The organism is Chelativorans sp. ZYF759 (genome assembly GCF_012911015.1).
GTDB lineage: Bacteria > Pseudomonadota > Alphaproteobacteria > Rhizobiales > Rhizobiaceae > ZYF759.
In genome coordinates, this window is sequence record NZ_WVVV01000009.1 from 151,573 (window position 1) to 176,027 (window position 24,455).

The following is a 24,455-nucleotide window of genomic DNA, read 5'->3' on the forward strand; positions in this document are numbered from 1 at the left end:
GGCCTAGCCGCGATCCATCTGGTCCAGCTTGCGCTGCATCGCGGCAATCTGGTCCTTGAGGTCGCGCAGGTCGTCGGGTTTTTCCGCGGCCTCTGGCGGCGCCTCGGCCGACGCTTCTTCTGCGCCCGCATCGGTCTCGCCGCCGGCTACCGGAAACGGCGTGAACAGGCGCATCGCGTTCTGGAACATCTCGACATTGCGCCGGGCCTGTTCCTCCATCGCCTTGATGGGCGTGGCCATGTTCATCATGTCGAGCGGCGTCTTGGGCATTGCCTGCTGCATCTGCTCGCGGAAGCGCTCCTGCTCCTTGGCGAAGGCGATCATGGACTGCTCGAGAAAGCTCGGGACCACCATCTGCATCTGGTCGCCGTAAAAGGAGATGAGCTGACGCAGGAAGGAAACGGGCAGCATGTTCTGGCCGTCCTTGTTCTCCAGCTCGAAGATGATCTGGGTCAGGACGGGATGCGTGATGTCCTGGCCGCTCTTGGCGTCCTGGACGGTGAACTCCTCGTCGCGGCGGATCATTTGCGCGAGGTCTTCCAGCGTCACATAGCTGCTGGTGCCCGTATTATAGAGGCGACGGTTGGCGTATTTCTTGATGACGACCGGGCCGTTCCTGGCGGGCATGTACACGCTCCAATGGTTCGCGTTCCGCAGTAAGCGCCTGAAATCCTTCGAGCCGCGCGGCAGCATATGCGCAAAGGGCGGGCAATTGAAAGCGATTTGTGCAACGCCATAATGGCGACCCGGCCCCTCGCTATGCCGCCATCGTCTTGCGTTTGCCGGAGGGGCTGACCCATTTGACTTGTGTCATTGAAACGGCAAGAAACATAGGCAACATTTTGCCTCAACAGGCCATCGGGAGAGCCATATGTCAGCTTCGATCGTCATCGCGGGCGCCGCGCGCACGCCCGTCGGATCCTTCAACGGCGCCTTCGCCACCGTCGCCGCGCACGAGCTTGGTGCCGCCGCCATCCGGGAAGCCCTCGCGCGCGCGGGCTTGGATGCGGGCGAGGTCGACGAGGTGGTGATGGGCCAGATCCTGTCGGCAGGCGAGGGCCAGAACCCCGCCCGCCAGGCGGCGCGGCTGGCCGGCTGCCCCGACGAGACGACGGCCTGGGGCCTCAACCAGCTGTGCGGTTCCGGCCTGCGCGCGGTCGCCATCGGCATGCAGCAGATCCAGACCGGCGATGCCGGGATCATCGTCGCGGGCGGGCAGGAATCCATGTCCATGGCGCCGCATTGCGCGCATCTGCGCGCCGGCCACAAGATGGGCGATCTCAAGTTCATCGACACCATGATCAAGGACGGCCTGACGGATGCGTTCTACGGCTACCACATGGGCAACACGGCCGAGAACGTGGCCCGCAAGTGGCAGCTGACCCGCGAGGAGCAGGACGTCTTCGCCGTCGCGTCCCAGAACAAGGCCGAGGCCGCCCAGAAGGCCGGGCGCTTCAAGGACGAGATTGTGCCCTTCACGGTGAAGGGTCGCAAGGGCGACACGATCGTCGAGGACGACGAGTATATCCGCCACGGCGCGACCATCGAGGCGATGCAGAAGCTGCGTCCCGCCTTCGACAAGGAAGGCACGGTGACGGCCGCCAACGCGTCCGGCATCAATGACGGCGCCGCCGCCGTGGTGCTGATGAGCGAGGCCGAGGCCGGCAAACGCGGCATCGTCCCGCTCGCCCGCATCGTGTCCTGGGCGACCGCTGGCGTCGACCCGCAGATCATGGGCACCGGGCCGATCCCGGCCTCGCGCAAGGCGCTGGAGAAGGCCGGCTGGAAGGTCGATGATCTTGATCTCGTCGAGGCCAACGAGGCCTTCGCCGCGCAGGCCTGCGCGGTCAACAAGGACATGGGCTGGAACCCCGACATCGTGAACGTCAATGGCGGCGCGATCGCCATCGGCCACCCGATCGGCGCGTCCGGCGCGCGCGTCTTCAACACGCTTCTGTTCGAGATGCAGCGGCGCGGCGCGAAAAAGGGTCTTGCGACCCTGTGCATCGGCGGCGGCATGGGAGTCGCCATGTGCGTGGAATCGATGAACTGAAGCCAATGACGGGATGAAGGCGGGCAAGAAGAACGGAAGCGCGAAGCGATCCCTTCGCTGAGCGCGATCCGTCACTGCCCGCCAGTCATACGAGATCCAATGGGAGGAGAACTGCATGTCACGAGTTGCACTGGTCACGGGCGGGTCCCGCGGCATCGGCGCGTCCATCTCGGTCGCCCTGAAGGAAGCCGGCTACAAGGTCGCCGCCAACTATGCCGGCAATGACGAAGCGGCATCGAAATTCCGCGACGAGACCGGCATCCCGGTCTTCAAATGGTCGGTCGCCGACTATGAGGCCTGCGCGGCCGGCATCGCCCAGGTCGAGGCGGAACTCGGTCCCGTCGAGGTGCTGGTCAACAATGCCGGCATCACGCGCGACGCCATGTTCCACCGCATGACCCCGCAACAGTGGCGCGAGGTGATCGACACCAATCTGTCCGGCGTCTTCAACATGACGCATCCGCTGTGGTCCGGCATGCGCGACCGCAAGTTCGGCCGCGTCATCAACATCTCTTCCATCAATGGCCAGAAGGGCCAGGCCGGGCAGGCCAACTATTCGGCTGCCAAGGCTGGCGACATCGGTTTCACCCGGGCGCTGGCGCAGGAAGGAGCCCGGGCCGGCATCACCGTCAACGCGATCTGCCCCGGCTACATCGCTACGGAGATGGTCATGGCCGTGCCCGAAAAGGTCCGCGAATCGATCATCGGCCAGATTCCCGTCGGCCGCCTGGGCGAGCCGGAGGAGATCGCCCGCTGCGTGGTCTTCCTCGCCTCCGACGAGGCCGGTTTCATCACGGGCTCGACCATCTCGGCCAATGGCGGGCAGTTCTTCTCCTGATGCATGGCGCCGTCTATCCACCGCTCTCCCGTGGACGAGCGGTGGATAAGGTCTCACAAGCTGTGGGCAAGCTGTGGATAAGATTCACGCCACCTGCCTGGTGCCGCAAGGGGTGGTGTCTCCGGCCGTGAGGCCGGCCCTTATCCCTAGATCTTGTAGGGAACAAATAGGGAAGCGGCCGGAGTCAGCGATTCGTCGCCGTTTCGTTCGAGGCCCGTTCCAAATGTGGCTGGGTCACAGACGTTCGAAGCGGCTGAACTGGAAGTGCTGGACATTGCCGCCGGGTGTCATGTGGTCGTGCTGGCGTGTCTCGCGCAGGATGAAGCCCGCGCCGAGTTCGGTTGCCAGCGACCGCGCGTCGTGGCGCATCACTGGCAGCCCGCTGCATTTTTCCGGGCCGTCGGGCGCGAAAGTGCCGATAATGACGTGGCCGCCCGGATTGAGCGCCGCGCGCAAGCGTTTCACATAGGCCTCGCGATCGGCGGTCTGGACGAGGAAGTGGAAAGCCGCGCGGTCGTGCCAGATGTCGTATGTCGCTTCCGGCTTCCAGGTCGTGGCGTCCGCCACGATCCAGTCGACGGACCGGGCCCTGTCTCCAATCCGGTCGCGCGCGACCTCGAGGGCTTTCTGCGAGAGGTCGAGTACCGTCACCTTGCTGTGCCCGCGGTCCAGGAGGGCATCCACGAGACGCGATTCGCCACCACCCACGTCGATGATGCTCGCTTCCTTCCCCATCCCCGTGGCGCCGATCATGTCGAGCGAGATTTGCGGGCATTCCTGAAACCAGCTGACTTCCTGCTCGGCCTTGGTTTCGTAGACCTTCTGCCAGTGTTCCGCGCGGTCATCGGGGGAGGTGGTCATCGGCTGCACCTTTCGTGTCGTGTACAATCTGGGCATTGGGTTGCGGAGATGCAATTCGCCCGGGTGCCTGCTAAGAAGAAAGCAATGCCTGCCCAAGAGACGCGAATCTCCCGCCAATGACCCCATCTCCCCTTGTGCTTTCCGGCCGCGACGTCACCGCGGTGCTCGGACCGACCAATACCGGCAAGACGCATCTGGCGATCGAGCGCATGGTGGCGCACCAGTCGGGTGTCATAGGGCTTCCGCTGCGGTTGCTCGCGCGCGAGGTCTATGGGCGCGTGGCGCAGAAGGTCGGCGCCGCCAATGTGGCGCTTATCACCGGCGAGGAAAAGATCGCGCCCCCCGGCGCGCGTTATTCGGTCTGCACCGTGGAGGCCATGCCGCGCGAGACCGATGCCGCCTTCGTGGCGATCGACGAGGTGCAGCTGGCCGCCGACATGGAGCGCGGGCACATCTTCACCGACCGCATCCTCCATCTGCGCGGGCGTCACGAGACGCTGCTTCTCGGCGCCGCGACGATGCGCGGCATCCTGGAAAAGCTGCTGCGCGGGCTTTCCGTCGTCACCCGGCCCCGCATGTCGCATCTTGCCCATGCCGGCCAGAAGAAGATCACGCGCCTGCCCCGGCGGTCGGCCATCGTCGCCTTCTCCGCGGACGAGGTCTATGCCATCGCGGAGCTGATCCGGCGCCAGCGCGGGGGGGCGGCGGTCGTTCTGGGGGCGCTCAGCCCGCGCACCCGCAACGCCCAGGTGGAACTCTACCAGTCCGGCGACGTCGACTTCCTGGTTGCCACGGACGCGATCGGCATGGGGCTCAATCTCGATGTCGACCATGTGGCATTCGCGCAGGACCGCAAGTTCGACGGCCACCAGTACCGCCAGCTGACCGCGGCGGAACTCGGCCAGATCGCAGGCCGGGCCGGCCGCCACGTGCGCGACGGCACCTTCGGCGAGACCGGTCAGGTCGATCCCTTCTCCGAGGAAATCGTGGAGCGGATCGAGAGCCACGATTTCGAGCCGATCAAGGTGCTGCAGTGGCGCACCGCGGAATTCGACTTCACCAGCCTGGAGTCGCTGCGCTCCTCGATCGAGGCCATCCCGCCGGTGGAGGGGCTGACGCGTGCCCTGCCGGCCACCGATGCCCGCGCGCTGGAAAGGCTGGTCCAGGACGGGCGCATTCGGGACGCGGCCAGCGGAAGGCGCAATGTCCAGCTGCTGTGGGAAGTCTGCGCGCTGCCGGATTACCGCCGCATCGCGCCTGCCCAGCATTCGGATCTCATCTCCTCGCTCTTTCTCGACCTCGCGGGCAAGGGCCATGTCGACGAGACCTATCTCGCCGAACAGGTCCGCCGGGCCGATTCCATGGAAGGCGATATCGACACGCTTTCCCAGCGGATCGCCGAGATCCGGACCTGGACCTATGTCTCGCATCGCCCTGGCTGGTTGGTCGATCCGGCCCACTGGCAGGAAAAAACACGCGATATCGAGGACAGATTGTCGGATGCCCTGCATGAGCGATTGACGAAACGCTTCGTAGACCGCAGGACATCCGTGCTCATGAGGCGTCTCAGAGAGAACGAAATGCTGGAAGCAGAAATAAACCCGACGGGAGAAGTGCTGGTCGAAGGCCACCATGTCGGAGAGTTGCAAGGGTTTCGCTTCACGGCGGACCAGACGGCCGAGGGCGAGGATGCCAAGGCAGTGCGTGCCGCTGCCCAGAAGGCGCTTGCCACCGAGTTCGAGAACCGGGCCCAGCGTTTCTCGCTGTGCGCGAACGGTGACCTCGCCTTGTCGTCGGAAGGTCTCGTCAGGTGGCTGGGTGCGCCGGTGGCCGCGCTGTCGAGCGCGGAGGATCCGCTTCGTCCGCGCGCGATCCTTCTCGCCGACGAGCATCTGACGGGCCCCGCGCGCGACAAGGTCGCCGCACGGATCGAGCGTTTCGTCGCCTATCAGATCGAAACGGCGCTGAAGCCGCTGAACGACCTCAAGTCCGCCGAGCAGCTGTCTGGCATGGCACGCGGCGTGGCGTTCCGGCTCGTCGAGAATTTCGGCATCCTCAATCGCCGCGACGTCGCGGAGGACATTCGCGCGCTCGATCAGGAAGCGCGCGGCGCGCTGCGTCGACTTGGCGTGCGGTTCGGGGCCTTCCACATTTTCGTGCCGGCACTCATCAAGCCGGCGCCGGCGGGGCTCCTGTCGCTGCTTTGGGCACTCCAGAACGATGCCAAGGACAAGCCGGGCTTCGGCGACGTGGTCGGTGCGCTTGCCGCCGGCCGCACCTCCATCGCGGTCGACGAGAGCTTCGAGAAGAACTTCTACCGCCTGGCCGGCTTCCGCATCGTCGGCAAGCGCGCCGTGCGCGTCGACATTCTGGAGCGCCTCGCCGACCTCATCCGGCCGGCACTGGCCTGGAAGCCCGGGCAGGGCGCCAGGCCCGATGGCGCCTATGACGGCAGTGCCTTCATGGTGACGCCGGGCATGATGTCCATCCTCGGGGCCACGCCCCAGGACATGGAAGAAATCCTCAGGGCGCTCGGTTATCGCGGGCAGGAAGCGCAGGCGGCGGAAGTCGAGGCGAAGCTCGCCGGGTTCGACCAGGCGGCTGCCGAGGCCAAGGCCGCGAGCACCGCGCCGCTGGAACCCGCCGTCGCCCAGGCGACCGGGCAGCACGATGCTGGCGACGAGACCGCCCAGACGCCTGAGCCGGAGGCCGCAGCGTCCGAGCCGGAAGCCGCCGCCGCTGCCGGGAGCGAAGCGCCCGCCGCGGCAGCCGATGCCGTGGCCGAGCCAGCCGCCGACGAAAGCCAGCCCGCTTCACCCGAGGCCCAGGCTGCGGCAGAGTCCGCGCCTGAGCAGCCGGCCGAACCGGCTTCCGCAGCGCAGAGCCCCGCGCCCGTCCCCGAGACCCACGAGGGTGCCGGCGATCCGACGCCCGCCGCGGAGGTCTCCGGGGAAGAAGGTCCCAAGACCGTGATGCTCTGGCGTCCCGGCCGCTTCGATGGCGGGCGCGGCCGCCAGGGGCAGGGCGCTCGGCCGAATCGCCAGGGCAGGCCGGGCGAGAAACGCGGTGGCGAGCCGAAGGGCGATGCCGAACGCAAGGGCGGTGGCGGCGATCGCGGTCCGCGGCGCTTCAAGGGCAAGCCCCAGCGTCCGCAGGAAGCAGCCGGCGCGCAAGGCAACAAGCCAGCGAGGCCGGCCCGCGAACCGAGGCCGAAGGAGATCGATCCCGATTCTCCCTTTGCCAAGCTCGCCGCCCTCAAGGACCAGCTGAAGAAGTAGATGGCCGAGGCCGGCAGACAGCGCATCGATCGCTGGCTGTTCTTCGCGCGCGTCGTGAAATCCCGATCGCTTGCGGCCAGGCTCGTGGCCGCAGGCAAGATCAGGCGCAACCGCGACAAGCTCGAACTCCCCTCCGGTCAGGTCGGGCCAGGCGACGTGCTGACCATCACGCTCGAACGGCGCGTGCTGGTCTATCGGGTTCTGGCCCCGGGCAGCCGGCGCGGGCCGGCCGAGGAAGCGCGGCTGCTCTATGAGGATTTGACGCCGCCGGCCGAAAGCCGTCCTTCGCCCGTCGATGAGACAGCCCCGCGTGATCACGGCGCCGGCCGACCGACCAAGAAGGAACGTCGGGCGCTGGACCGGCTGAGGGACGCCGAATGAGGCGTCGGTCCTTTTGGACATCCATTCCGGTAGGAAGACGATCGGCGCAATAGGCGACCTTGCAAGGGGCCGGCAAAGGCGCTACCTCACGCTCGTATCCATCCCCAGGCGAAGCCGTATGACCTATATCGTCACCGACAATTGCATCAAGTGCAAGTACATGGACTGCATCGAGGTTTGCCCCGTCGACTGCTTCTATGAAGGTGAAAACATGCTCGTCATCCATCCCGACGAGTGCATCGATTGCGGTGTGTGCGAACCGGAATGCCCGGCCGAGGCGATCAAGCCCGACACGGAGCCGGGTCTCGAGAAGTGGCTGGAGATCAATACCGAATACGCGCAGAAATGGCCCAACATCACCGCCAAGAAGGATGCGCCCGCCGATGCGGCGGAATTTGACGGTGTGGAAGGCAAGTACGAGAAGTTCTTCTCGGCGGAGCCCGGCGAGGGCGATTGACGCCCCTGATCGGCGCGGCGACATCATGCCGCAGGTGCGAAATATTGGCATTGCCGCGCGGGCCTGTAATCGGCAACGTGCCGCAAATTGTTGATTCTTTCAGCTTTTTGTGTTACACATCTGATACATGCCGTAGATAAAGTCGAATTTGGCGCGTGCGCTCCAATCATCGAAAGGCGACAACCGAACCCGGACCGAGGTGACTCGGGACTGAGCCTTGGCTTTTTGCCGCCCAGGCTTCTGCCGCTCCGGGCAAATCCGCTTGTCACGGCCAGGACTTGACCAATTGGTCAGACCCAACCGCCGGCCCCCCGGCTGGCGCGATAACAGGGAGTATCGGGCGTATGGCAAACCAGCAGAAGAAATCGGCGACCCGCCAGGGCTTCAAGACCGGCGAATATATCGTCTATCCGGCGCATGGCGTCGGCCAGATCGTCGCGATTGAGGAGCAGGAGGTTGCCGGCCACAAGCTGGAACTTTTCGTTGTCGATTTTCTCAAAGACAAGATGCGTCTCAAGGTCCCTATCGGCAAGGCGACCTCCACCGGCATGCGCAAGCTCGCCGAGACCGATTACGTGGATCGTGCGCTGAAGGTTGTTCAGGGCCGCGCCCGCGTGAAGCGCACCATGTGGTCGCGCCGCGCGCAGGAATACGACGCCAAGATCAATTCCGGCGACCTGATCTCGATTTCCGAGGTCGTTCGCGACCTCTATCGCGCAGAAAACCAGCCCGAGCAGTCCTATTCCGAGCGTCAGCTCTACGAAGCGGCGCTGGATCGGATGGCGCGCGAGATCGCGGCCGTCAACAAGGTCTCCGAGACGGAGGCCGTGCGGCTGATCGAGGTCAACCTCGCCAAGGGTCCGCGCCGCGGCGCGAAGGCCGACAACGAAGACACCGAGCAGGAAGAAGCTGCGTGATCTGAACGCGGTAACGCTCTCGACAAAGCCCGGCCCCTGCGCCGGGCTTTTTCGTTTTCCAGCATCGCTTGGCGGGCTGCGGAACGTATGAGCGTTCCGATCGTTCCTTTTTTGGAGACACTGCGTTGCTGGCGCGCGCATTTGCGCGCCTGATCCGGAGCGAAGTCCGAGGCGTAGTATTCCGCAGAGCAACCGAGAGCGGGAGTACGACGATGGACGATCTGTCACGCAGGACGATGATCCAGACGGCGATGAAAGCTCCTTACCTCGAACGTGAAGAGGAACACGAGCTCGCCGTGCGCTGGAAGGAAGAGCGCGACCAGCAGGCGCTGCATCGCATCACCATGGCCCACATGCGGCTCGTGATCTCCATGGCCTCGAAATTTCGCCATTTCGGGTTGTCGATGGGCGACCTCATCCAGGAAGGCCATATCGGTCTGCTGGAGGCCGCGGCCCGCTTCGACCCCACGCGCGAAGTGCGTTTTTCCACCTACGCGACCTGGTGGATCCGAGCCTCCATGCAGGACTATGTGCTGCGCAACTGGTCGATCGTGCGCGGCGGCACGAGCTCGACGCAGAAAGCGCTGTTCTTCAATCTGCGCCGCCTGCGTGCCAAGCTTTCGAGCGGGGGTGAGCAACTCTCCACCAGCGACATCTACCGGCAGATTTCGGGGACGCTCGGGGTCTCGGTCGCCGACGTGGCCAACATGGACGCGCGGCTGTCGGGGCCCGATACCTCGCTGAACCAGCCTGTTACCGAAGAAGGCGGCGCGGCCGCCGAACGGATCAACTTCCTGCCCTCAGATGAGCCGCTGCCCGACCAGGTGGTGGGCGAAGCGATCGATACGGAGCGCCGGTCCGCCTGGCTAAATGCGGCCCTGGGCGCGCTCAATGAGCGCGAGCTCAAGATCATCCGGGAAAGGCGCCTGCGCGACGAAGGCGCGACGCTGGAAGTGCTGGGCGCCATGCTCGGCATTTCGAAGGAGCGCGTGCGCCAGATCGAGAACCGCGCCATCGAGAAACTGCGCACGGCGCTCGTGCGCAGCAATCCCGAACTCGCCGCACCCGGCCTGTGAGCCGCGTCAGCGATCCGTCACGATCTTGACGCGTGTCCCGGCCGAAGGTGTTTCGCCGGGACCGAGCCCGTTGATGATCCTGAAAAGTTGCTGGGGCTGTTCGACGCCGCTCATGCGGGCGGCAAGTGTCGCCACATTGTCACCTGCCTGCACCGTCACCACCCGGACCCTGAGCGGCCGTAGCCCCTGGCGTTCCTGTTCCGAGAGGGCGCGGAAGCTGGCGGTGACGGCGTTTGCCACCGGCTCGAGACGATTGCTGTCCACCGGCGCCGCTGTCAGCAGCCGGTAGACCTGGCCTCCCACGCGGATCACGGTGACGTCGAATTGCCAGCCCTCCGCGCGGGCGCGTGCCCGCACGGCCTCGTTGCCGTTGATCACGGTCGAGCGGATGCTTGCCGGATCGAGACCGGCCACCCATCCGCTGCGCACGTAGTCGGCCAGGGTTACGCCGTCGTTCAGTGTCACCCCGTCGAAGCGAACGGCGATGTCGCCGGCCCCGGAGGCCGTGACGGCGGCAGCCGTGTTGTCGATGACGAAGCCTTCTGGAACCGTCAGCGAGATGCCCAGCACCGGATGCAGGAAGACGCGGCCCCTCACGAAACCTTCGTCGGGGGTGTCGCCATACAGCATGCCGTCGATGCCGGAGAGGAAACTGTCGCGGTCGCGCGTGCCGGTTCCGGGCGGGCCGAACTGCCGGGCATGGCCGCGCGCCAGCTCGATGCGCTGGGGCGGGTTGGGATGGGTGGCCAGGAAATCGAGGCGCTGGTCGGTATTCGCGTTGACCGAACGCAGTTCCCCATAGGCCGCCATCGATTGAAGAAAGCGAACCGCCGCGTGGGGGTCGTAGCCGGCACGTCCGATCGCGCGAATGCCGACCGCGTCGGCTTCCAGTTCCTGGTTGCGCGAGAACTGCGCCAGCCGCAACTGGCCCCGGATGAGGGCGAGCCTGCCGGGCGCGGTGCCGCCGAGCACATCGCTGACCACCTGCGAGGCCAGTTGCTCTTCCGCCTCGCGCTGCTGGCGCTGGATGCCGTGATTGGCGGTCACATGCGCCATCTCATGCGCCAGCACGGCAGCAAGCTCGGCCGAATCGTTGGCAAGGGCCAGGAGTCCGCGCGTCACGTAGAGATAGCCGCCCGGCAGAGCGAAGGCGTTGATGTTGGGCGAATTGAGGATCGTGATCTGGTAAGTCTGGTTGGGATTGTCCGGATCGAGCGTCAGATTGCCGACGACGCGGGCCACCATGCGTTCGACGGTGGGATTCGAATATTCGCCGCCATAGGTCGCCAGGATACGCGGGTGCTGTTCGCGCGCGATGGAGGCCAGCCGGTCGTTGCGGGTCAGCGTATCGACGGTCACGGGCGAGCCGGACGGCCGCAATGTCGCGTCGCCGGTGGCCGATTGAAGCACCTGGCAACCGGAAAGCGCCAGGCCGACAAGCATCAGGGCCGCCGCCGGCCGGAGGGCCGCGCGGAGCCGCGTCGAGGCTTCCCGTTGCTTGGCAGGGCGCTGGTACAGCTGCAGAATCCTTTCGTCGTGGGCGATCACCGACGCAATCAACCCCTGGTCACCACACGCATAGCCGCATGGGTCGTCGGCTTGCAAGCTGGCACACGGAAGGCACCTGCCGGGCAATTGTGACGTTGTCGCGGCGCCGCGACCCGTTTCACCCTTCGATATAGTTGCGAAATCCCTGTGGACCAGTGTCGGAGAAAAACCGGTCCGCTTCACCGAAGGCTTCGATGCGGCCGCCGCTCAGGAAGGCAACGTGCCCGGCGAGGGCGCGTGCATCCTCGGGATGGTGCGTGACCATGAGCACGGTCATGCCCAACCGCGCCTGCAGATCTGCCAACAGGGACAGCATCTCGCGGCGCAGGCCGGGCCCGAGCGAGGCGAAGGGCTCGTCGAGGAGCAGCACCGGACGCCGCCGCAGAAGCACGCGGGCAAGCGCGACGCGCTGGCGTTCGCCGCCTGAAAGTTCGCCGGGCAAGCGCCGCTCCTTGCCGCCGAGACCGACATGCTCCAGCGCCGCTGAAACATCCGTCCTGTCCTTTTCCGACAGCCGCAGGGATGGGGAACGCCCGAGCCCCACATTGGCGGCGACGTCGAGATGGGCAAACAGGTTGTTTTCCTGGAACACCATCGAGACCGGTCGCGCGGATGGGGGCCAGTCCGTCACATCGCGCCCCCCGATCAGGACCCGGCCGGCCTCGGGTTTCTCGAAGCCTGCGATCAGGTTGAGCAGCGTTGTCTTGCCCGACCCGCTGGCCCCCATGATGGCGACCACCGTGCCGGCTGCCACGGCAAGGTCGAAATGCATCCGCGCGCCGTCGAAGCCAAAGGAGACATCGTCCAGCTCGATCGCCGCGCCGCGCGGGGAATTGTCGTCTGACATCATCGTCTCGCTGTCGGGCGGGTATCGGCAAGGCTCATCAGGAGCAGGCACAATATGCCGAGGAACAATGCAAGCCCCGCCGCATCCGCGGTGCGGTAGGCGCCCATGCGCTGCAGCAGAAGATAGGGCAGGGTCTGTACCGCATCGCTGCCAAATAGCGCGATCACCCCCAAATCTCCCAGAGACAGGGCCATCGCGAAGGCGAGGGCCGTCAGGAGAGGGCGGCGCAGGACCGGCCAGTCGACCAGGCGCCAGCGGGACATGCCCGACATGCCAAGCGATGCCGCCAGCCGGTCGTGGCGTGCGGCCGCCGCGTCATGGGCAGGCCGGATCGCGCGGATGGCGAAGGGAACGGCCATCACCGCATTGACGGTGACCACCATCACCGGGGCCAGCGCGAAGAGCTGTCCCGTCTGGCGCAGGAGCACGAACCAGCCGGCGCCGATCACGATCGGCGGGATGACGAGCACGAAGGCCGCCCATTCGCCCATCGCCCTTTCGAGGAGGGAGGGGCGGCCCCGGCGGCCGGCCTGCGCCAGAACGCCGCGCGCGCTCACCATGGCGTAGGCCAGCGATACCGACAATATGGCTGCAAGGACTGCCAGGACGAGACTGGTCGCCGTGGCGGCATGGACGGCGGGGTCGGCGGCCAGCCGCGCCAGATCGGCCTCAAGACCCGCGGTCACGATCGCCGCCATCGGGCCCGCCACGAAGGCGAGTGCGGCGAGGATCAGGACCGCGTTCAACACGCGCTCCAGCGGTCCGGCCAGCGCCGGGCGTGCAGGGGCGACGGGCAGGCCGCGATCGGCGGCAGCGTCGGCCCCCAGCCGGGTAATGAGGAAGATCGCCGCCGTCACCAGTGCCAGTTGCAGGCCGATGAGCGCGATGGCGCGCGCCGGATCGAAATCAAAACGCAGCGCCTGGTAGATCGCCACTTCGAGCGTCGTTGCGCGCGGGCCCCCGCCGAGCAGCAAGACGATGGTGAAGGAGGTGATGCACAGCATGAAGACCAGTGCCGCCACACCCGACAGGCTGGCGCGCAGCACGGGCCATTCGAGGAGGCGGAAGGTTGCGCGGCCGTTCATGCCGAGCTGGGCGGCCAACCGCCACTGGTCGGCGGGAATCGTTTCCAGCGCGTGCAGGAAAAGCCGTGTCGCCAGCGGCAGGTTGAAGAAGACATGCGCCACCAGAATGCCCGACAGACCGTAGATGCCCGGCCACCGGCCGCCATGGAGCCAGCCCAGCGGCTCGGCGAAATAGCCTGCCCGACCATAGAGGGCGAGCACGCCCAGCGCGGCGACGAGAGCCGGCAGCGCCAGCGGCACGCCGAAGAGCCGCAGGATGGCCGCCCGGCCGAAAAACCGTGGATGTCGTGCGAGGGCACGCGCCACGAAGAGGGCGGGCACCACCGAAAGAAGTGTCGAGAGTGCCGCCTGCCAGAGCGTGAAGCGGGCCACGCGCATCATGTAGCCATCGAAGGCGGAGACGGCGCCCGACCAGTCGCGCGCCGCCTCGCCGATCATCCCGGCAAAGGCACCGCCGATCAGAACGGCGATGGCGGCCAGGGCGGCAAGACCCGCCCCGACCCTCGGTTCGATCGGGAAGCCGCGCCTCAGCGGCTCATCACGGACAGCCATTCATCGACCCATGCCCGACGGTTCTCCGCCACCTCTTCGGGGGTGAAGAGCAATGGCTGCGACGGCGCGACCATGCGGTCGAAAGCCGGGTTCAGCGGTTCGGAAGTGGCACCTGCGGGATACATCCAGTTGGTCTCGGGAATCGCGTCCTGGAAGCCCGGCCCGGTCATGAATTCCATGAACTGGCGGGCAAGCGGATTTTCCTGCCCACGCGTCGTGATGCCGGCCAACTCTATCTGCATGTAGTGCCCCTCCTCGAAGGCGGCCGCCTGATAGCGTTCCGTCTCCTCCGCGATGATGTGATAGGCCGGCGAGGTCGTGTAGGAAAGCACCATCGGCACCTCGCCGGAGGTGAAGAGACCGTAGGATTCGCTCCAGCCGGGGGTCACGGTGACCACGCGCTCGGACAGTTGTGCCCAGGCTGCTTCCGCCTCGTCGCCATAGACGTGCTTGACCCACAACATCAGGCCCAGTCCCGGCGTCGAGGTGCGCGGATCCTGGATGACGATTGCCGGCTCCGGACCGCCCTCGACCAGTTCGCGCAGGCTCGCGGGCGGCGTCTCCACCGCTTCCGTGTCGTAGACGAAGGCGAAGTAGCCATAATCGTAGGGCACGAAGATATCGTCCTCCCAGCCGCCCGGCACGTCGACATTATCGAGAGAGATGTCGTGCGGGACAAAGAGCCCCGTGTCCTTGGCCTCGACCACCAGATTGGTGTCGAGCCCGAGCACGATGTCGGCTTGCGTGTTCTGGCCTTCCAGCCGCAGGCGGTTGAGCAGCGCGACGCCGTCGGCCACGGCCACGAAATTGACCTCGCAGCCGCATTCGGCCTCGAAGGCCGCCTCGATCACGGGGCCTGGACCCCAATCGGAGGTGAAGCTGTCATAGGTGTAGATGGTCAGTATGTCCTGGGCAGCAGCCGGCAGGGCTATCGCCAGGGCCAAAGCGGTGGACGTGAACAATGAAACTGCGCGCATGCTTGCGCCTCCTCTTCTCGTGTTGTCAGGGGAATCGAGGCGCCGTTGCCGGTAGCATCTAATCCCTCCGCCGGTGTTAGCCGGATCAGGTTCGGCGGGTTGACCGGAGCATATGCTCCATTCGGTCTCTCAGCCGGCGCGCGATCAGCGCCCGGCACCCCGTTAGTTGCAACAACCGACATAAGGCGGATGGCGCGCGCGCGCAACCGGCAGCCGTCTTGCCCTGGCGGCTTCCTATGGGGCGAGGGAGCGTGATAGAGGCCTCCTCCCATGACACGTTTTGCAATCCTTCTCGGCGGAGACGTCGTGCCTACGCCACGGCTTTCGCGCCAGCTCGAAGGGCGGCGTTCCATCGCCGCCGATTCCGGCATGCGCCATGCCGGCCCGCTCGGTCTCGTGCCGGAATTGTGGACGGGCGATTTCGATTCCGTGGGGCCGGACATGGCAGCCGGCTTCCCCGACATCGCCCGCGAGGTCTTCCCCGCCGAAAAGGATGTCACCGATGGCGAGATCGCCGTGGAGGCTGCCATTAAGCGCGGCGCGACGTCGCTGCTGCTGGCCGGTGCCTTCGGCGGTCCCCGGCCCGACCACGCCTTTCTTCACATGGCCATGGCGCTCAATCTCGCCGAACGCGGGCTCGACATCCTCCTGTCCAGCGGCGACCAGGAGGGCGTGCCGCTCCTGCCGGGCGACAGCGCCTTCGACTACCCTCCCGGTACGCTGTTCAGCGTGGTGGGCTTCACGCCGCTCTCCAGCCTGACGCTGATCGGGGCGAAGTGGCCGCTCGACCGGCACGAGGTCGCCTTCGGCTCCTCGCTCACGCTTTCCAATGCCGTTGCCGACAGGCTGTCGGCAAGGCTTGGCGCGGGACGTGCCATGCTGATCGCCCATACCGGCCCGGAGGCGCGCTGATGGCCCCACCACTCCTCAATCTCGACGGCATTCACCTGACCTTCGGTGGCACGCCGCTTCTGGCGGGCGCCTCGCTGATGGTCCTGCCGGGCGAGCGGATCGCGCTGGTGGGCCGCAACGGGTCGGGCAAGTCGACCCTGCTCAAGATCGCCGCCGGCATGGTCGAGGCGCAGGAGGGCGAGGTCTTCCGTCAACCTTCGGCGACGGTGCGTTACCTGCCCCAGGCGCCGGACTGGCAGGGCGCGGCCACGGTGCGTGCCTATGTCGAGGCAGGTCTCGGCCCCGCCGACGATCCCTACCGCGCGACCTATGTGATGGAGCATCTGGGCCTTTCCGGTGACGAGCTTCCCGAAAGCCTGTCGGGGGGCGAGGCAAGGCGTGCCGCGCTCGCCCGCGTGCTGGCACCTGCGCCCGACATCCTGCTTCTCGACGAGCCGACCAACCATCTCGACCTGCCGACCATCGAATGGCTGGAAGGCGAGCTCGCGCGGTCGACCTCCGCCCTCGTCGTGATCAGCCATGACCGCCGCTTCCTCGAACGGGTGAGCCGCGCCACCGTCTGGCTCGACCGCGGCACGACGCGCAGGCACGACAAGGGCTTCGCCCATTTCGAGGAATGGCGCGATACCGTCTTCGAGGAGGAGGAGCGCGAGCACCACAAGCTCGGTCGCAAGATCGCGCGCGAGGAAGACTGGCTGCGCTATGGCGTGACGGCCAGGCGCAAGCGCAATGTCCGCCGTCTGGGCGAACTGCACGCGCTACGGGCCAGTTTCCGGGGCCACCAGGGGCCGCAGGGCTCGGCGCGCATGGCCCAGGCCGAGACGGCCGAATCGGGCAAGCTGGTCATCGAGGCCGAGAACATCACCAAGAGCTACGGCGACCGCACCGTGGTCGGCGATTTCTCGATCCGCGTGCATCGCGGCGACCGCATCGGCATCGTCGGGCCCAACGGCGCGGGGAAGACGACCCTGATCAACATGCTGATCGGCCAGTTGCAGCCCGACACGGGCTCCGTGCGGCTCGGCGCCAACCTCGAAATGGCGAGCATCGACCAGAAGCGTGTCCTGAACGAGGACGAGACGCTCGCCCATTACCTGACCGACGGGCGCGGCGACAGCCTTCTCGTTGGCGGCGAGCAGAAGCATGTCGTCTCGGTGATGAAGGATTTCCTGTTCCAGCCCGAGCAGGCGCGCACCCCGATCCGCAACCTGTCGGGCGGCGAGCGGGCGCGGCTGATCCTGGCGCGGCTGCTGTCGCGGCCGGCCAACCTGCTGGTGCTCGACGAGCCGACCAACGATCTCGACATGGAGACGCTTGATCTCCTGCAGGAACTCGTCGCCGGCTTCGACGGCACGGTTGTCCTCATCAGCCACGACCGCGATTTCCTCGACCGCACGGTGACGGCGACCATCGCCTCGGAAGGCCAGGGGCGCTGGATCGTCTATGCGGGGGGCTACACCGACATGCTGGCCCAGCGCGGCGGCAAGCCCGCCGCGACGGGCAGGCCGAACGGCGCCCAGAAACCTGAGCGCAAGGAAGCCAAAAGCGCGGAGCCGCGCCCGCGCCAGGCTTCCGGCAAGCTTTCCTACAAGCAGAAATACGCGTTGGAGAACCTGCCGAAGGAGATGGAGAATCTCGCTGCCGAAATCGGCAAGCTGGAAGCCAGACTCGCCGATCCGGATCTTTACGCCAAGGACCCGCAAGGCTTTGCGCGCATCGCGGGTCAGCTCGACGAGAAGCGCGCCAGCCTTTCGGCCAAGGAAGAGGAATGGCTCGAACTCGAGATGCTGCGCGAGGAGATCGAGGGCTAGGCGCGTTGTGCGCGCCGGCGCGATGGAGTAGATTTGGTCATCGTCTGCTTGAGGATTTGCCATGCACGATGACGCCGGATCCAGCCGCAAGCCTGCTGAACTTGAGATCGATGCCGACCTCTTTTCCGAGGCAGAATCCCTGTCGCTGAACGTCTCCCATGCGGCCGAAATCGGCATCAAGGCGGCGATCAAGGCGGAGCGTGAGCGCCGCTGGAAGGAAGAGAACAAGCCGGCGATCGAGGCATGGAACGTCTATGTCGAGGAGCACGGCTTGCCGCTGGCCAAATACCGCCAGTTCTGATGTCGCGCTTTCAGTACTTCCCGGCTCCTGCGGATGAAGGCTATCTGCTCGACGTCCAGTCAGAACTGCTGGAGGGCTTCCAGACCCGGGTAGTGATCCCGCTCCTGCCAAACGGTGCAACGCCGCCCGATATTCCGCGCCTTCATCCCGTCTTCACGATTGGGTCAGAGGAGTATGTGCTGGCGACACATCTGATCGCGACCGTGCCAAAAGAGCTGCTGGCGAGGCCTCAAGGCACGCTCGCCCGGGAACGAGACCGCATCACCGCCGCGCTCGACATGCTGTTCCAGGGCTTCTGAATCGACCGCTCAGTTCGCGGGAGCGTCTCTTTCCGCAGCCGGCCCGGCATTGATCTTGCCAGCCAGATTTTCCATGCGCTCGGCCAGCGAGGACAGCGCCCCCGTCAGGGCGGCGTCGTTCTTGTCGGCCTTCATCAGGGCGTCGTCGCGCGTCTTGCGAAGCGTGGCGATCTCGCTCTCCATGCCCTTCATCCGCTTCTGAAGCTCGACCAGCTCGTCCAGCACCATGACCCCGGCCATGACGGTCAGCCGTTGATCGCCGATCTCGCCGAAGGAGCCGCGCAGATGCGTCACATAGACGTCGAAACGGCTGGCGAGCTCCATCAGGTGCTCTTCCTGGCCTTCGTCGCAGGCCATCCGATAGGCCTTGCCGTCGATCGTGACCGTAACCTGGGGCATGCCTGTCCTACCTGTCCAACACCGCGCGGATGGTCTCCATGGCGGTCACCAGCCGCCGGGAGACCTCGCGGTTGACCTCTTGCAGCCTTTCGGTGCGGGCTTCGGAATTGTCGAGCTCCTGGGCGAGCCGGGCGCGGTCGGCATTCATGCGCTGCACCTCGGCTTCCGCCTCGACGTAATCCTGATCGCGTTCCATGTGGGCGCCAACCGCGTCCTCCAAGGCATCCATGGCCTTTCCGAGACGGGTAATTGCTTCCCTGAGAGTGACTTCGCCGGTCATGTTTTCGGGTTCCAGCCCGCGCAATGCCGAATCGGCCATGGTTCGGAAGGCTTTACTGACGAAACATTAGGCGCCGCCTTAAGCCTGCGTCAACAAAGCCGCGACGCTTTCCCCCGGCAAACTCCTGCGGCGCGAAAAAACGTCGCTGGATAGTGGGCCTGGACAGGCCCCGCCTTTGTTGACTTGGTAGCCGCAACTGGTATGTGTCCCCCGCATTTCCGGCAGCCACGGCAGACCCTTCACGCGCCCGGCGCAGTCTCCAGCCAGCGAGATCCCATGACCACACGCGAAAAACACGACCGGATGGCGAATGCGATCCGTTTTCTGTCCATGGATGCGGTCGAGAAGGCCAATTCCGGCCATCCCGGCCTGCCCATGGGCGCGGCCGACATCGCCACGGTGCTCTTCACCCGCTTCATGACGCATGATCCGAAGAAGCCCGACTGGGCCGACCGCGATCGCTTCGTCCTGTCGGCGGGCCACGGCTCCATGCTGCTCTACTCGCTGCTGTATCTGTCGGGCTACGAGGATCTGACGCTCGACGAGATCAAGAATTTCCGCCAGCTCGGTTCGAAGACCGCCGGCCACCCCGAATACGGCCATGCCGCCGGCATCGAGACCACCACCGGCCCGCTCGGCCAGGGACTGGCCAATGCGGTGGGCATGGCGCTCGCCGAGCGTATCCTCAATTCGCGCTTCGGCGACGATCTGGTGGATCACTACACCTATGTGCTGGCCGGCGACGGCTGCCTCATGGAAGGCATCAGCCAGGAAGCGATCACGCTCGCCGGCCACCTGAAGCTGAACAAGCTGATCGTGATGTGGGACGACAACGACATCTCCATCGACGGTCCGGTGTCGCTGTCCGATTCCACCGATCAGTGCGCCCGCTTCGCGGCCTCGGGCTGGAACACGCTGCGCGCCGACGGCCATGATCCGGATGCCATTGCCACCGCGATCGAGAAGGCTCGCGCCTCCGACCGCCCCACGCTGATCGCCTTCAAGACGACGATCGGTTTTGGTGCGCCGACCAAGGCCGGCACCTCCAAGGCGCATGGCTCGCCGCTGGGCGAGGACGAGATCGCCGGCACCCGCAAGGCGCTCGGCTGGACCTCGGAGCCCTTCGAAGTCCCCTCCGATGTCCTCGACGACTGGCGCCTGGCCGGACTGCGCTCGGCGCGCGAACGCAAGGAATGGGAGGCCCGGCTCTCGGCTGCCGATTCGGGCAAGCGGGGCGAATTCGAGCGGCGCATGCGCGGCGAACTGCCCGAGACGCTGGATACGGCGATCGATGCGTACAAGGCGAAACTCGCCGCCGACGCGCCCAAGGTCGCGACGCGCAAATCCTCCGAGATGGCGCTGGAGATCATCAACGACGTGCTGCCGGAGACCATCGGCGGCTCGGCGGACCTGACGGGCTCCAACAACACCAAGACCAGCCAGACCAAGCCGATCGCGCCCGGCGACTATGCCGGCCGCTACGTCTATTACGGCATTCGCGAGCACGGCATGGCGGCCGCCATGAACGGCATGGCGCTGCATGGCGGCATCATCCCCTATGGCGGCACCTTCCTGGTCTTCTCCGACTATGCACGCCCCGCCATGCGTCTGGCCTCGCTGATGGGCATCCGCTCGATCTTCGTCATGACGCACGATTCGATCGGGCTGGGCGAGGACGGGCCGACCCACCAGCCGGTCGAGCATCTGGCCGCGCTGCGGGCGATCCCCAACCACTACGTCATGCGGCCGGCCGATGCGGTCGAGACCGCCGAATGCTGGCAGGTTGCGCTGGAATCCACCCGTACGCCGTCGACCCTGGCTCTCACCCGCCAGAACCTGCCGACGCTGCGCACCGAGCACGAGGCCGACAATCTTTGTGCGCATGGCGCCTATGAACTTGTTCGCGCCAGCGACGACGCAAAGGTCTCGATCTTCGCCAGCGGTTCGGAAGTCGAAATCGCCGTCGAGGCCTGTCAGGAACTGGAGAAGCGCGGCGTGCCCGCGCGCGTTGTATCGGTCCCCTGTTTCGAGCTCTTCGCGGAGCAGGAAGAGGAATACCGCAAGGCCATCATCGGCGAGGCTTCGGTTCGAATCGCCGTCGAAGCCGGCATCCGCCAGGGCTGGGACCGCATCATCGGCTCCGAGGGCATCTTCATCGGGATGAGCGGATTCGGGGCCAGTGCGCCGGCCGACCAGCTCTACAAGCATTTCGGCATCACGGCCGAAGCCGTGGTAGAAGCAGCGACCGCCCGGCTGGCCTGACACTGGGGCCAGCCGCTCCGTAACTGAGGTCCAGCAGCCCGCCAAAGCTGGATTCTGGGACCGGCCCCAGTTATTTAGGCTTCGCAAGATGTCTGGCCCGCCTGACCTGGCGGGCCTTCGGCACCGTCACCGATCACCGCGCCGTCCCGCGCCCGAGCAAGCAGTCAGGGGAAATTCATGACCGTCAAAGTCGCCATCAACGGTTTCGGCCGCATCGGACGAAACATCCTCCGCGCCATCGTGGAGTCCGGACGCACCGACATCGAAGTCGTGTCGATCAACGATCTTGGGCCGGTCGAGACCAACGCCCATCTGGTCCGTTACGATTCGGTCCATGGGCGCTTCCCCGGCACGGTCAAGGTCGACGGCGACACGATCGATGTCGGCCGCGGCCCGATCAAGGTCCATGCCGAGCGCGATCCCGCCAACCTGCCCTGGGGGGCGGAAGGCATCGACATCGTGCTCGAATGCACCGGCATCTTCACCTCGAAGGAAAAGGCCTCCGCCCATCTGAAGGCCGGGGCCAAGCGCGTCATCGTGTCCGCGCCCGCCGATGGTGCCGACATGACCGTCGTCTACGGCGTCAATCACGATCAGCTCAACTCCGATCACATCGTGATCTCGAACGCGTCCTGCACCACCAACTGTCTGGCGCCGGTCGCCAAGGTCCTCAACGATGCCATCGGCATCGAGAGGGGCTTCATGACCACCATCCACGCCTATACGGGCGACCAGCCGACGCTCGACACCATGCACAAGGATCTCTACCGCGCCCGCGCGGCAGCGCTTTCCATGATCCCGACCTCGACAGGTGCGGCAAAGGCCGTCGGTCTCGTGCTTCCCGAGCTCAAGGGCAAGCTCGATGGCGTCGCCATCCGCGTGCCGACCCCGAACGTCTCCGTCGTCGACCTGACCTTCGAGGCGAAGCGCGCGACCTCGATCGAGGAGATCAACGAGGCGATCCGTTCAGCCGCCGACGGCAGGCTCAAGGGCATTCTCGGCTACACGGATGAGAAGCTCGTCTCGTCGGATTTCAACCACGATCCTCATTCCTCGGTCTTCCACATGGACCAGACGAAGGTGATGGAGGGCAATTTCTGCCGCATCCTGACCTGGTACGACAATGAGTGGGGCTTCTCCAACCGCATGGCCGACACCGCCGTGGCCCTGGCGAAGACCATCTGAACGGCATCTGGCCGGCACCGATTGAAAAATCCCTCGAACGCCCGGCTTTAACCGGGCGTTTTCTTTACCTAGATTAGGCTGGCAAGGCCGTCGTGCCCGTCTGGTCGGGTACGCTTTTCTCATTGCAGGAATGAATGCGGCGCCGGGCCCCTTTCCCGAGGGGCAGGGGATCGCTGCCCGATGGCCATTTCAATCTGGGAGGCATGCGGAGAAGGGTACGGAAAGGATGATCGAGGGGGTCTATCTGGTGACGCTGGTCGGCACGGTGCTCGTGCTGGTCGCTGCCTTCTCGAGCCTGCTCGCCTTCCGCGTGGGTGCTCCCCTTCTGCTCGTCTTCCTGGGCATCGGCCTCATTGCCGGTGTCGACGGCCTCGGCATCAATTTCGACAATGCCAATGTCGCCTATTTCGTCGGCAGCCTGGCGCTGGCGGTCATCCTGTTCGATTCCGGTTTCGGCACCTCGATCCAGGCGTTCCGGCAGGCGGCCTTTCCGGCGGTCACCCTGGCAACGCTCGGCGTCGTGCTCACCGCTGCGATCTTCGGTGTCGCGGCACGCTATCTGCTCGGTTTTTCCTGGCTCGAGGCCTTCCTGCTCGGTGCCATCGTGGGTTCGACCGATGCGGCCGCGGTGTTCTTCCTGCTGCGCACGGGCGGCATCCGCATCCGCGAAAAGGTTCGTGCCGCGCTGGAGATCGAGTCGGGCTCGAACGACCCGATGGCGATCTTCCTGACCATCGTCCTGGTCGAGCTCATCGCCACGGGCGCGAGTGTGGATCAGGTGGGCGGCACGGTGGCCGTGATGTTTGTCCTGCAGATGGGCATCGGCATCGTTGCCGGCGTCCTGGGCGGCATGATGATCGTCGGTCTCGTCAACCGTATCCGCCTGGAACGCGGCCTGACGCCGATCTTCGTGATGGCGCTTGCCCTGCTCGTCTTCGCGGTCACCGGCGCCATCGGCGGCAGCGGATTCCTGGCGGCCTATGTCGCGGGACTCTATGCCGGCAACCGACAGATGCGCGCGGCTCCCGCCTTTCGTCCCTTCCAGGAAGGCATGACGTGGCTGGCGCAGATCACAATGTTCCTGATCCTCGGGCTGCTCGCGACGCCATCCCAGTTCCCCTCCATCGTCGTGCCGGCGGTGGTGCTGGCGCTCTTCCTCACCTTCATTGCCCGCCCGATGGCGGTCTGGTTCTGCCTGCTGCCCTTCGGCTATCAGCGGGCCGAGACCGCCTTCATCTCGTGGGTCGGCCTGCGCGGCGCGGTGTCGATCCTGCTGGCCATCCTGCCGCTGGTCGGTGGCCTGGAAGATGCCTCGACCTTCTTCAACGCGGCCTTCATCATCGTGCTCGTCTCGCTGCTCGTGCAGGGCTGGACCATCAACCCGCTCGCCAAGCGGTTGGGGCTGGTCGTGCCGGCACGGATCGGGCCGGTCGAGAAGGTGGAGCTCGAATTGCCGGGCACCGCCCACCACGAACTCCTGGTCTACCGTGTCGTGCCGAACAGCCCCGTCGCCAAGGGCGAGCGCCTGCCGCGATGGGCGCGGCCGTCCCTGGTGGTGCGTGACGGCCAGTCCATGCGCTACCAGTATGCCGGACGCCTGCGCGCGGGCGACTATGTCTATCTCTTCATCTCCTCGCGCTATCCGCACCTTCTGGACCGGCTGTTCGCCAGCCCTGCCACGGTCGATGGCGACGACACCCAGTTCTTCGGTTCCTTCACCATCGACCCGTCGCGGCCCGCGCGCGATCTCGAAGCCGCCTATGGGCCGGCGCTGAAGGAAGGCGAGGACGAGGTCATGACCATCGCCGACCTGATGACGGCGCGGCTGGGCGGTCGCGCGGAATATGCCGATCGGGTGGCCGTCGGACCGGTCGAACTGATCGTGCGTGACGTCGATGACGGAAAGATCGTCTCCGTGGGCGTGTCGCTCGAACCCGACGCCTCGCAGCCGCAGATTCCGATGTTCCTCAGCCCGCGCAGCGTCATCGTGTGGGTGCGCGACCTGCTAAGGGAGCGCCGGTCGCGTTCGGCCGACCCGCGGACGCCGGAGCCCGCGGCGGATACCGCCGATCCGGACGCCAATGGCGGTCCGGACAGCCGGAACTGATTGTTCCCAGAGCACACAGTCTTGCGGTT

General features: G+C 65.9%; 22 protein-coding genes and 1 riboswitch. Of the genes, 14 read left to right on the forward strand and 8 right to left on the reverse strand.

All coding sequences use genetic code 11. The features are described 5' to 3' along the window. Positions 1-3 precede the first annotated feature (3 nt). Entirely contained in the window at positions 4-627 is a 624-nt protein-coding gene (gene phaR / locus GRZ55_RS15715) for a polyhydroxyalkanoate synthesis repressor PhaR (RefSeq protein WP_169287886.1), read from the reverse strand. 244 nt (positions 628-871) lie between these two features. On the opposite strand from phaR, the gene GRZ55_RS15720 reads away from it, so the two are divergent. Both GRZ55_RS15720 and GRZ55_RS15725 read left to right on the forward strand, forming a co-directional pair. Next, positions 872-2,053, forward strand: coding sequence for an acetyl-CoA C-acetyltransferase (locus GRZ55_RS15720; protein ID WP_169287887.1), 1,182 nt, complete (start codon positions 872-874; stop codon positions 2,051-2,053). 115 nt (positions 2,054-2,168) lie between these two features. Next, a complete protein-coding gene (locus GRZ55_RS15725) occupies positions 2,169-2,891 on the forward strand; it encodes a beta-ketoacyl-ACP reductase (RefSeq protein WP_169287888.1) in 723 nt (240 codons plus the stop codon). Between the two features lie 234 nt (positions 2,892-3,125). On the opposite strand, the gene GRZ55_RS15730 is transcribed toward GRZ55_RS15725, so the two are convergent. Next, entirely contained in the window at positions 3,126-3,752 is a 627-nt protein-coding gene (locus GRZ55_RS15730; RefSeq protein WP_169287889.1) for a trans-aconitate 2-methyltransferase, read from the reverse strand. A 116-nt stretch (positions 3,753-3,868) separates the two neighbouring features. On the opposite strand from GRZ55_RS15730, the gene GRZ55_RS15735 reads away from it, so the two are divergent. The 5 genes from GRZ55_RS15735 to GRZ55_RS15755 all read left to right on the forward strand — a co-directional run bounded on the left by GRZ55_RS15735 (position 3,869) and on the right by GRZ55_RS15755 (position 9,861). After that, positions 3,869-7,030 (forward strand): helicase-related protein, encoded by a 3,162-nt coding sequence (locus tag GRZ55_RS15735; RefSeq protein WP_169287890.1) that lies wholly within the window; start codon positions 3,869-3,871, stop codon positions 7,028-7,030. Then, positions 7,031-7,411 carry an RNA-binding S4 domain-containing protein gene (locus GRZ55_RS15740; protein WP_169287891.1) on the forward strand — a complete coding sequence of 127 codons (381 nt, stop codon included), beginning with the start codon at positions 7,031-7,033 and terminating at the stop codon, positions 7,409-7,411. Positions 7,412-7,529: 118 nt separating this feature from the next. Further along, on the forward strand, positions 7,530-7,868 hold the full coding sequence (gene fdxA, locus GRZ55_RS15745; RefSeq protein ID WP_169287892.1) for a ferredoxin FdxA: 339 nt from the start codon (positions 7,530-7,532) through the stop codon (positions 7,866-7,868). Between the two features lie 344 nt (positions 7,869-8,212). Beyond that, positions 8,213-8,785 (forward strand): CarD family transcriptional regulator, encoded by a 573-nt coding sequence (locus GRZ55_RS15750; protein ID WP_169287893.1) that lies wholly within the window; start codon positions 8,213-8,215, stop codon positions 8,783-8,785. 212 nt (positions 8,786-8,997) lie between these two features. Further along, positions 8,998-9,861 carry an RNA polymerase factor sigma-32 gene (locus GRZ55_RS15755; protein ID WP_169287894.1) on the forward strand — a complete coding sequence of 288 codons (864 nt, stop codon included), beginning with the start codon at positions 8,998-9,000 and terminating at the stop codon, positions 9,859-9,861. A gap of 6 nt (positions 9,862-9,867) precedes the next feature. Here the strand turns inward: GRZ55_RS15755 and GRZ55_RS15760 are convergent, their stop codons facing one another. The 4 genes from GRZ55_RS15760 to thiB all read right to left on the reverse strand — a co-directional run bounded on the left by GRZ55_RS15760 (position 9,868) and on the right by thiB (position 14,870). Continuing rightward, on the reverse strand, positions 9,868-11,304 hold the full coding sequence (locus tag GRZ55_RS15760; protein WP_169287895.1) for a M48 family metalloprotease: 1,437 nt from the start codon (positions 11,302-11,304) through the stop codon (positions 9,868-9,870). Between the two features lie 223 nt (positions 11,305-11,527). After that, positions 11,528-12,256: a thiamine ABC transporter ATP-binding protein gene (thiQ, locus tag GRZ55_RS15765; RefSeq protein WP_169287896.1), complete on the reverse strand. Its 729-nt coding sequence runs from the start codon at positions 12,254-12,256 to the stop codon at positions 11,528-11,530. Further along, positions 12,256-13,893, reverse strand: a complete 1,638-nt coding sequence (gene thiP / locus GRZ55_RS15770) for a thiamine/thiamine pyrophosphate ABC transporter permease (RefSeq protein ID WP_169287897.1) — start codon at positions 13,891-13,893, stop codon at positions 12,256-12,258. Before thiP ends, thiQ begins: the two co-directional genes overlap by 1 nt. After that, the gene (gene thiB / locus GRZ55_RS15775; RefSeq protein ID WP_169287898.1) at positions 13,869-14,870 is read right to left on the reverse strand and encodes a thiamine ABC transporter substrate binding subunit; all 1,002 of its coding nucleotides are present in this window, start codon (positions 14,868-14,870) and stop codon (positions 13,869-13,871) included. The genes thiP and thiB overlap by 25 nt, the downstream gene beginning before the upstream one ends. 45 nt (positions 14,871-14,915) lie before the next feature. Next, positions 14,916-15,042, reverse strand: a riboswitch (TPP riboswitch). Positions 15,043-15,140: 98 nt separating this feature from the next. Here thiB and GRZ55_RS15780 point away from each other — a divergent pair. From GRZ55_RS15780 to GRZ55_RS15795, 4 genes are all read left to right on the forward strand, one after another. Beyond that, positions 15,141-15,782, forward strand: a complete 642-nt coding sequence (locus GRZ55_RS15780) for a thiamine diphosphokinase (RefSeq protein WP_169287899.1) — start codon at positions 15,141-15,143, stop codon at positions 15,780-15,782. Then, the gene (locus GRZ55_RS15785; protein ID WP_169287900.1) at positions 15,782-17,593 is read left to right on the forward strand and encodes an ABC-F family ATP-binding cassette domain-containing protein; all 1,812 of its coding nucleotides are present in this window, start codon (positions 15,782-15,784) and stop codon (positions 17,591-17,593) included. Before GRZ55_RS15780 ends, GRZ55_RS15785 begins: the two co-directional genes overlap by 1 nt. 61 nt (positions 17,594-17,654) lie before the next feature. After that, positions 17,655-17,894: a type II toxin-antitoxin system CcdA family antitoxin gene (locus GRZ55_RS15790; RefSeq protein ID WP_169287901.1), complete on the forward strand. Its 240-nt coding sequence runs from the start codon at positions 17,655-17,657 to the stop codon at positions 17,892-17,894. Then, positions 17,894-18,193, forward strand: a complete 300-nt coding sequence (locus tag GRZ55_RS15795) for a CcdB family protein (protein ID WP_169287902.1) — start codon at positions 17,894-17,896, stop codon at positions 18,191-18,193. The genes GRZ55_RS15790 and GRZ55_RS15795 overlap by 1 nt, the downstream gene beginning before the upstream one ends. A gap of 9 nt (positions 18,194-18,202) precedes the next feature. On the opposite strand, the gene GRZ55_RS15800 is transcribed toward GRZ55_RS15795, so the two are convergent. Further along, positions 18,203-18,592: a cell division protein ZapA gene (locus GRZ55_RS15800; RefSeq protein ID WP_169287903.1), complete on the reverse strand. Its 390-nt coding sequence runs from the start codon at positions 18,590-18,592 to the stop codon at positions 18,203-18,205. Positions 18,593-18,599: 7 nt separating this feature from the next. Then, positions 18,600-18,872 carry a DUF4164 domain-containing protein gene (locus GRZ55_RS15805; RefSeq protein ID WP_169287904.1) on the reverse strand — a complete coding sequence of 91 codons (273 nt, stop codon included), beginning with the start codon at positions 18,870-18,872 and terminating at the stop codon, positions 18,600-18,602. A 276-nt stretch (positions 18,873-19,148) separates the two neighbouring features. Between GRZ55_RS15805 and tkt the strand changes: the two genes are divergently transcribed. From tkt to GRZ55_RS15820, 3 genes are all read left to right on the forward strand, one after another. After that, positions 19,149-21,134: a transketolase gene (gene tkt / locus GRZ55_RS15810; protein WP_169287905.1), complete on the forward strand. Its 1,986-nt coding sequence runs from the start codon at positions 19,149-19,151 to the stop codon at positions 21,132-21,134. 177 nt (positions 21,135-21,311) lie between these two features. Next, positions 21,312-22,319: a type I glyceraldehyde-3-phosphate dehydrogenase gene (gap, locus tag GRZ55_RS15815; RefSeq protein WP_169287906.1), complete on the forward strand. Its 1,008-nt coding sequence runs from the start codon at positions 21,312-21,314 to the stop codon at positions 22,317-22,319. A 226-nt stretch (positions 22,320-22,545) separates the two neighbouring features. Then, positions 22,546-24,426, forward strand: coding sequence for a potassium/proton antiporter (locus GRZ55_RS15820; protein WP_210257366.1), 1,881 nt, complete (start codon positions 22,546-22,548; stop codon positions 24,424-24,426). The last annotated feature ends 29 nt before the right edge of the window (positions 24,427-24,455 follow it).

Excerpts from the sequence above, each read along its gene's own strand:
- phaR (WP_169287886.1), bottom strand. The coding sequence starts at position 627 with ATGCCCGCCAGGAACGGCCCGGTCGTCATCAAGAAATACGCCAACCGT.
- GRZ55_RS15720 (WP_169287887.1), top strand. The coding sequence starts at position 872 with ATGTCAGCTTCGATCGTCATCGCGGGCGCCGCGCGCACGCCCGTCGGA.
- GRZ55_RS15725 (WP_169287888.1), top strand. The coding sequence starts at position 2,169 with ATGTCACGAGTTGCACTGGTCACGGGCGGGTCCCGCGGCATCGGCGCG.
- GRZ55_RS15730 (WP_169287889.1), bottom strand. The coding sequence starts at position 3,752 with ATGACCACCTCCCCCGATGACCGCGCGGAACACTGGCAGAAGGTCTAC.
- GRZ55_RS15735 (WP_169287890.1), top strand. The coding sequence starts at position 3,869 with ATGACCCCATCTCCCCTTGTGCTTTCCGGCCGCGACGTCACCGCGGTG.
- GRZ55_RS15740 (WP_169287891.1), top strand. The coding sequence starts at position 7,031 with ATGGCCGAGGCCGGCAGACAGCGCATCGATCGCTGGCTGTTCTTCGCG.
- fdxA (WP_169287892.1), top strand. The coding sequence starts at position 7,530 with ATGACCTATATCGTCACCGACAATTGCATCAAGTGCAAGTACATGGAC.
- GRZ55_RS15750 (WP_169287893.1), top strand. The coding sequence starts at position 8,213 with ATGGCAAACCAGCAGAAGAAATCGGCGACCCGCCAGGGCTTCAAGACC.
- GRZ55_RS15755 (WP_169287894.1), top strand. The coding sequence starts at position 8,998 with ATGGACGATCTGTCACGCAGGACGATGATCCAGACGGCGATGAAAGCT.
- GRZ55_RS15760 (WP_169287895.1), bottom strand. The coding sequence starts at position 11,304 with ATGCTTGTCGGCCTGGCGCTTTCCGGTTGCCAGGTGCTTCAATCGGCC.
- thiQ (WP_169287896.1), bottom strand. The coding sequence starts at position 12,256 with ATGTCAGACGACAATTCCCCGCGCGGCGCGGCGATCGAGCTGGACGAT.
- thiP (WP_169287897.1), bottom strand. The coding sequence starts at position 13,893 with ATGGCTGTCCGTGATGAGCCGCTGAGGCGCGGCTTCCCGATCGAACCG.
- thiB (WP_169287898.1), bottom strand. The coding sequence starts at position 14,870 with ATGCGCGCAGTTTCATTGTTCACGTCCACCGCTTTGGCCCTGGCGATA.
- GRZ55_RS15780 (WP_169287899.1), top strand. The coding sequence starts at position 15,141 with ATGACACGTTTTGCAATCCTTCTCGGCGGAGACGTCGTGCCTACGCCA.
- GRZ55_RS15785 (WP_169287900.1), top strand. The coding sequence starts at position 15,782 with ATGGCCCCACCACTCCTCAATCTCGACGGCATTCACCTGACCTTCGGT.
- GRZ55_RS15790 (WP_169287901.1), top strand. The coding sequence starts at position 17,655 with ATGCACGATGACGCCGGATCCAGCCGCAAGCCTGCTGAACTTGAGATC.
- GRZ55_RS15795 (WP_169287902.1), top strand. The coding sequence starts at position 17,894 with ATGTCGCGCTTTCAGTACTTCCCGGCTCCTGCGGATGAAGGCTATCTG.
- GRZ55_RS15800 (WP_169287903.1), bottom strand. The coding sequence starts at position 18,592 with ATGCCCCAGGTTACGGTCACGATCGACGGCAAGGCCTATCGGATGGCC.
- GRZ55_RS15805 (WP_169287904.1), bottom strand. The coding sequence starts at position 18,872 with ATGACCGGCGAAGTCACTCTCAGGGAAGCAATTACCCGTCTCGGAAAG.
- tkt (WP_169287905.1), top strand. The coding sequence starts at position 19,149 with ATGACCACACGCGAAAAACACGACCGGATGGCGAATGCGATCCGTTTT.
- gap (WP_169287906.1), top strand. The coding sequence starts at position 21,312 with ATGACCGTCAAAGTCGCCATCAACGGTTTCGGCCGCATCGGACGAAAC.
- GRZ55_RS15820 (WP_210257366.1), top strand. The coding sequence starts at position 22,546 with ATGATCGAGGGGGTCTATCTGGTGACGCTGGTCGGCACGGTGCTCGTG.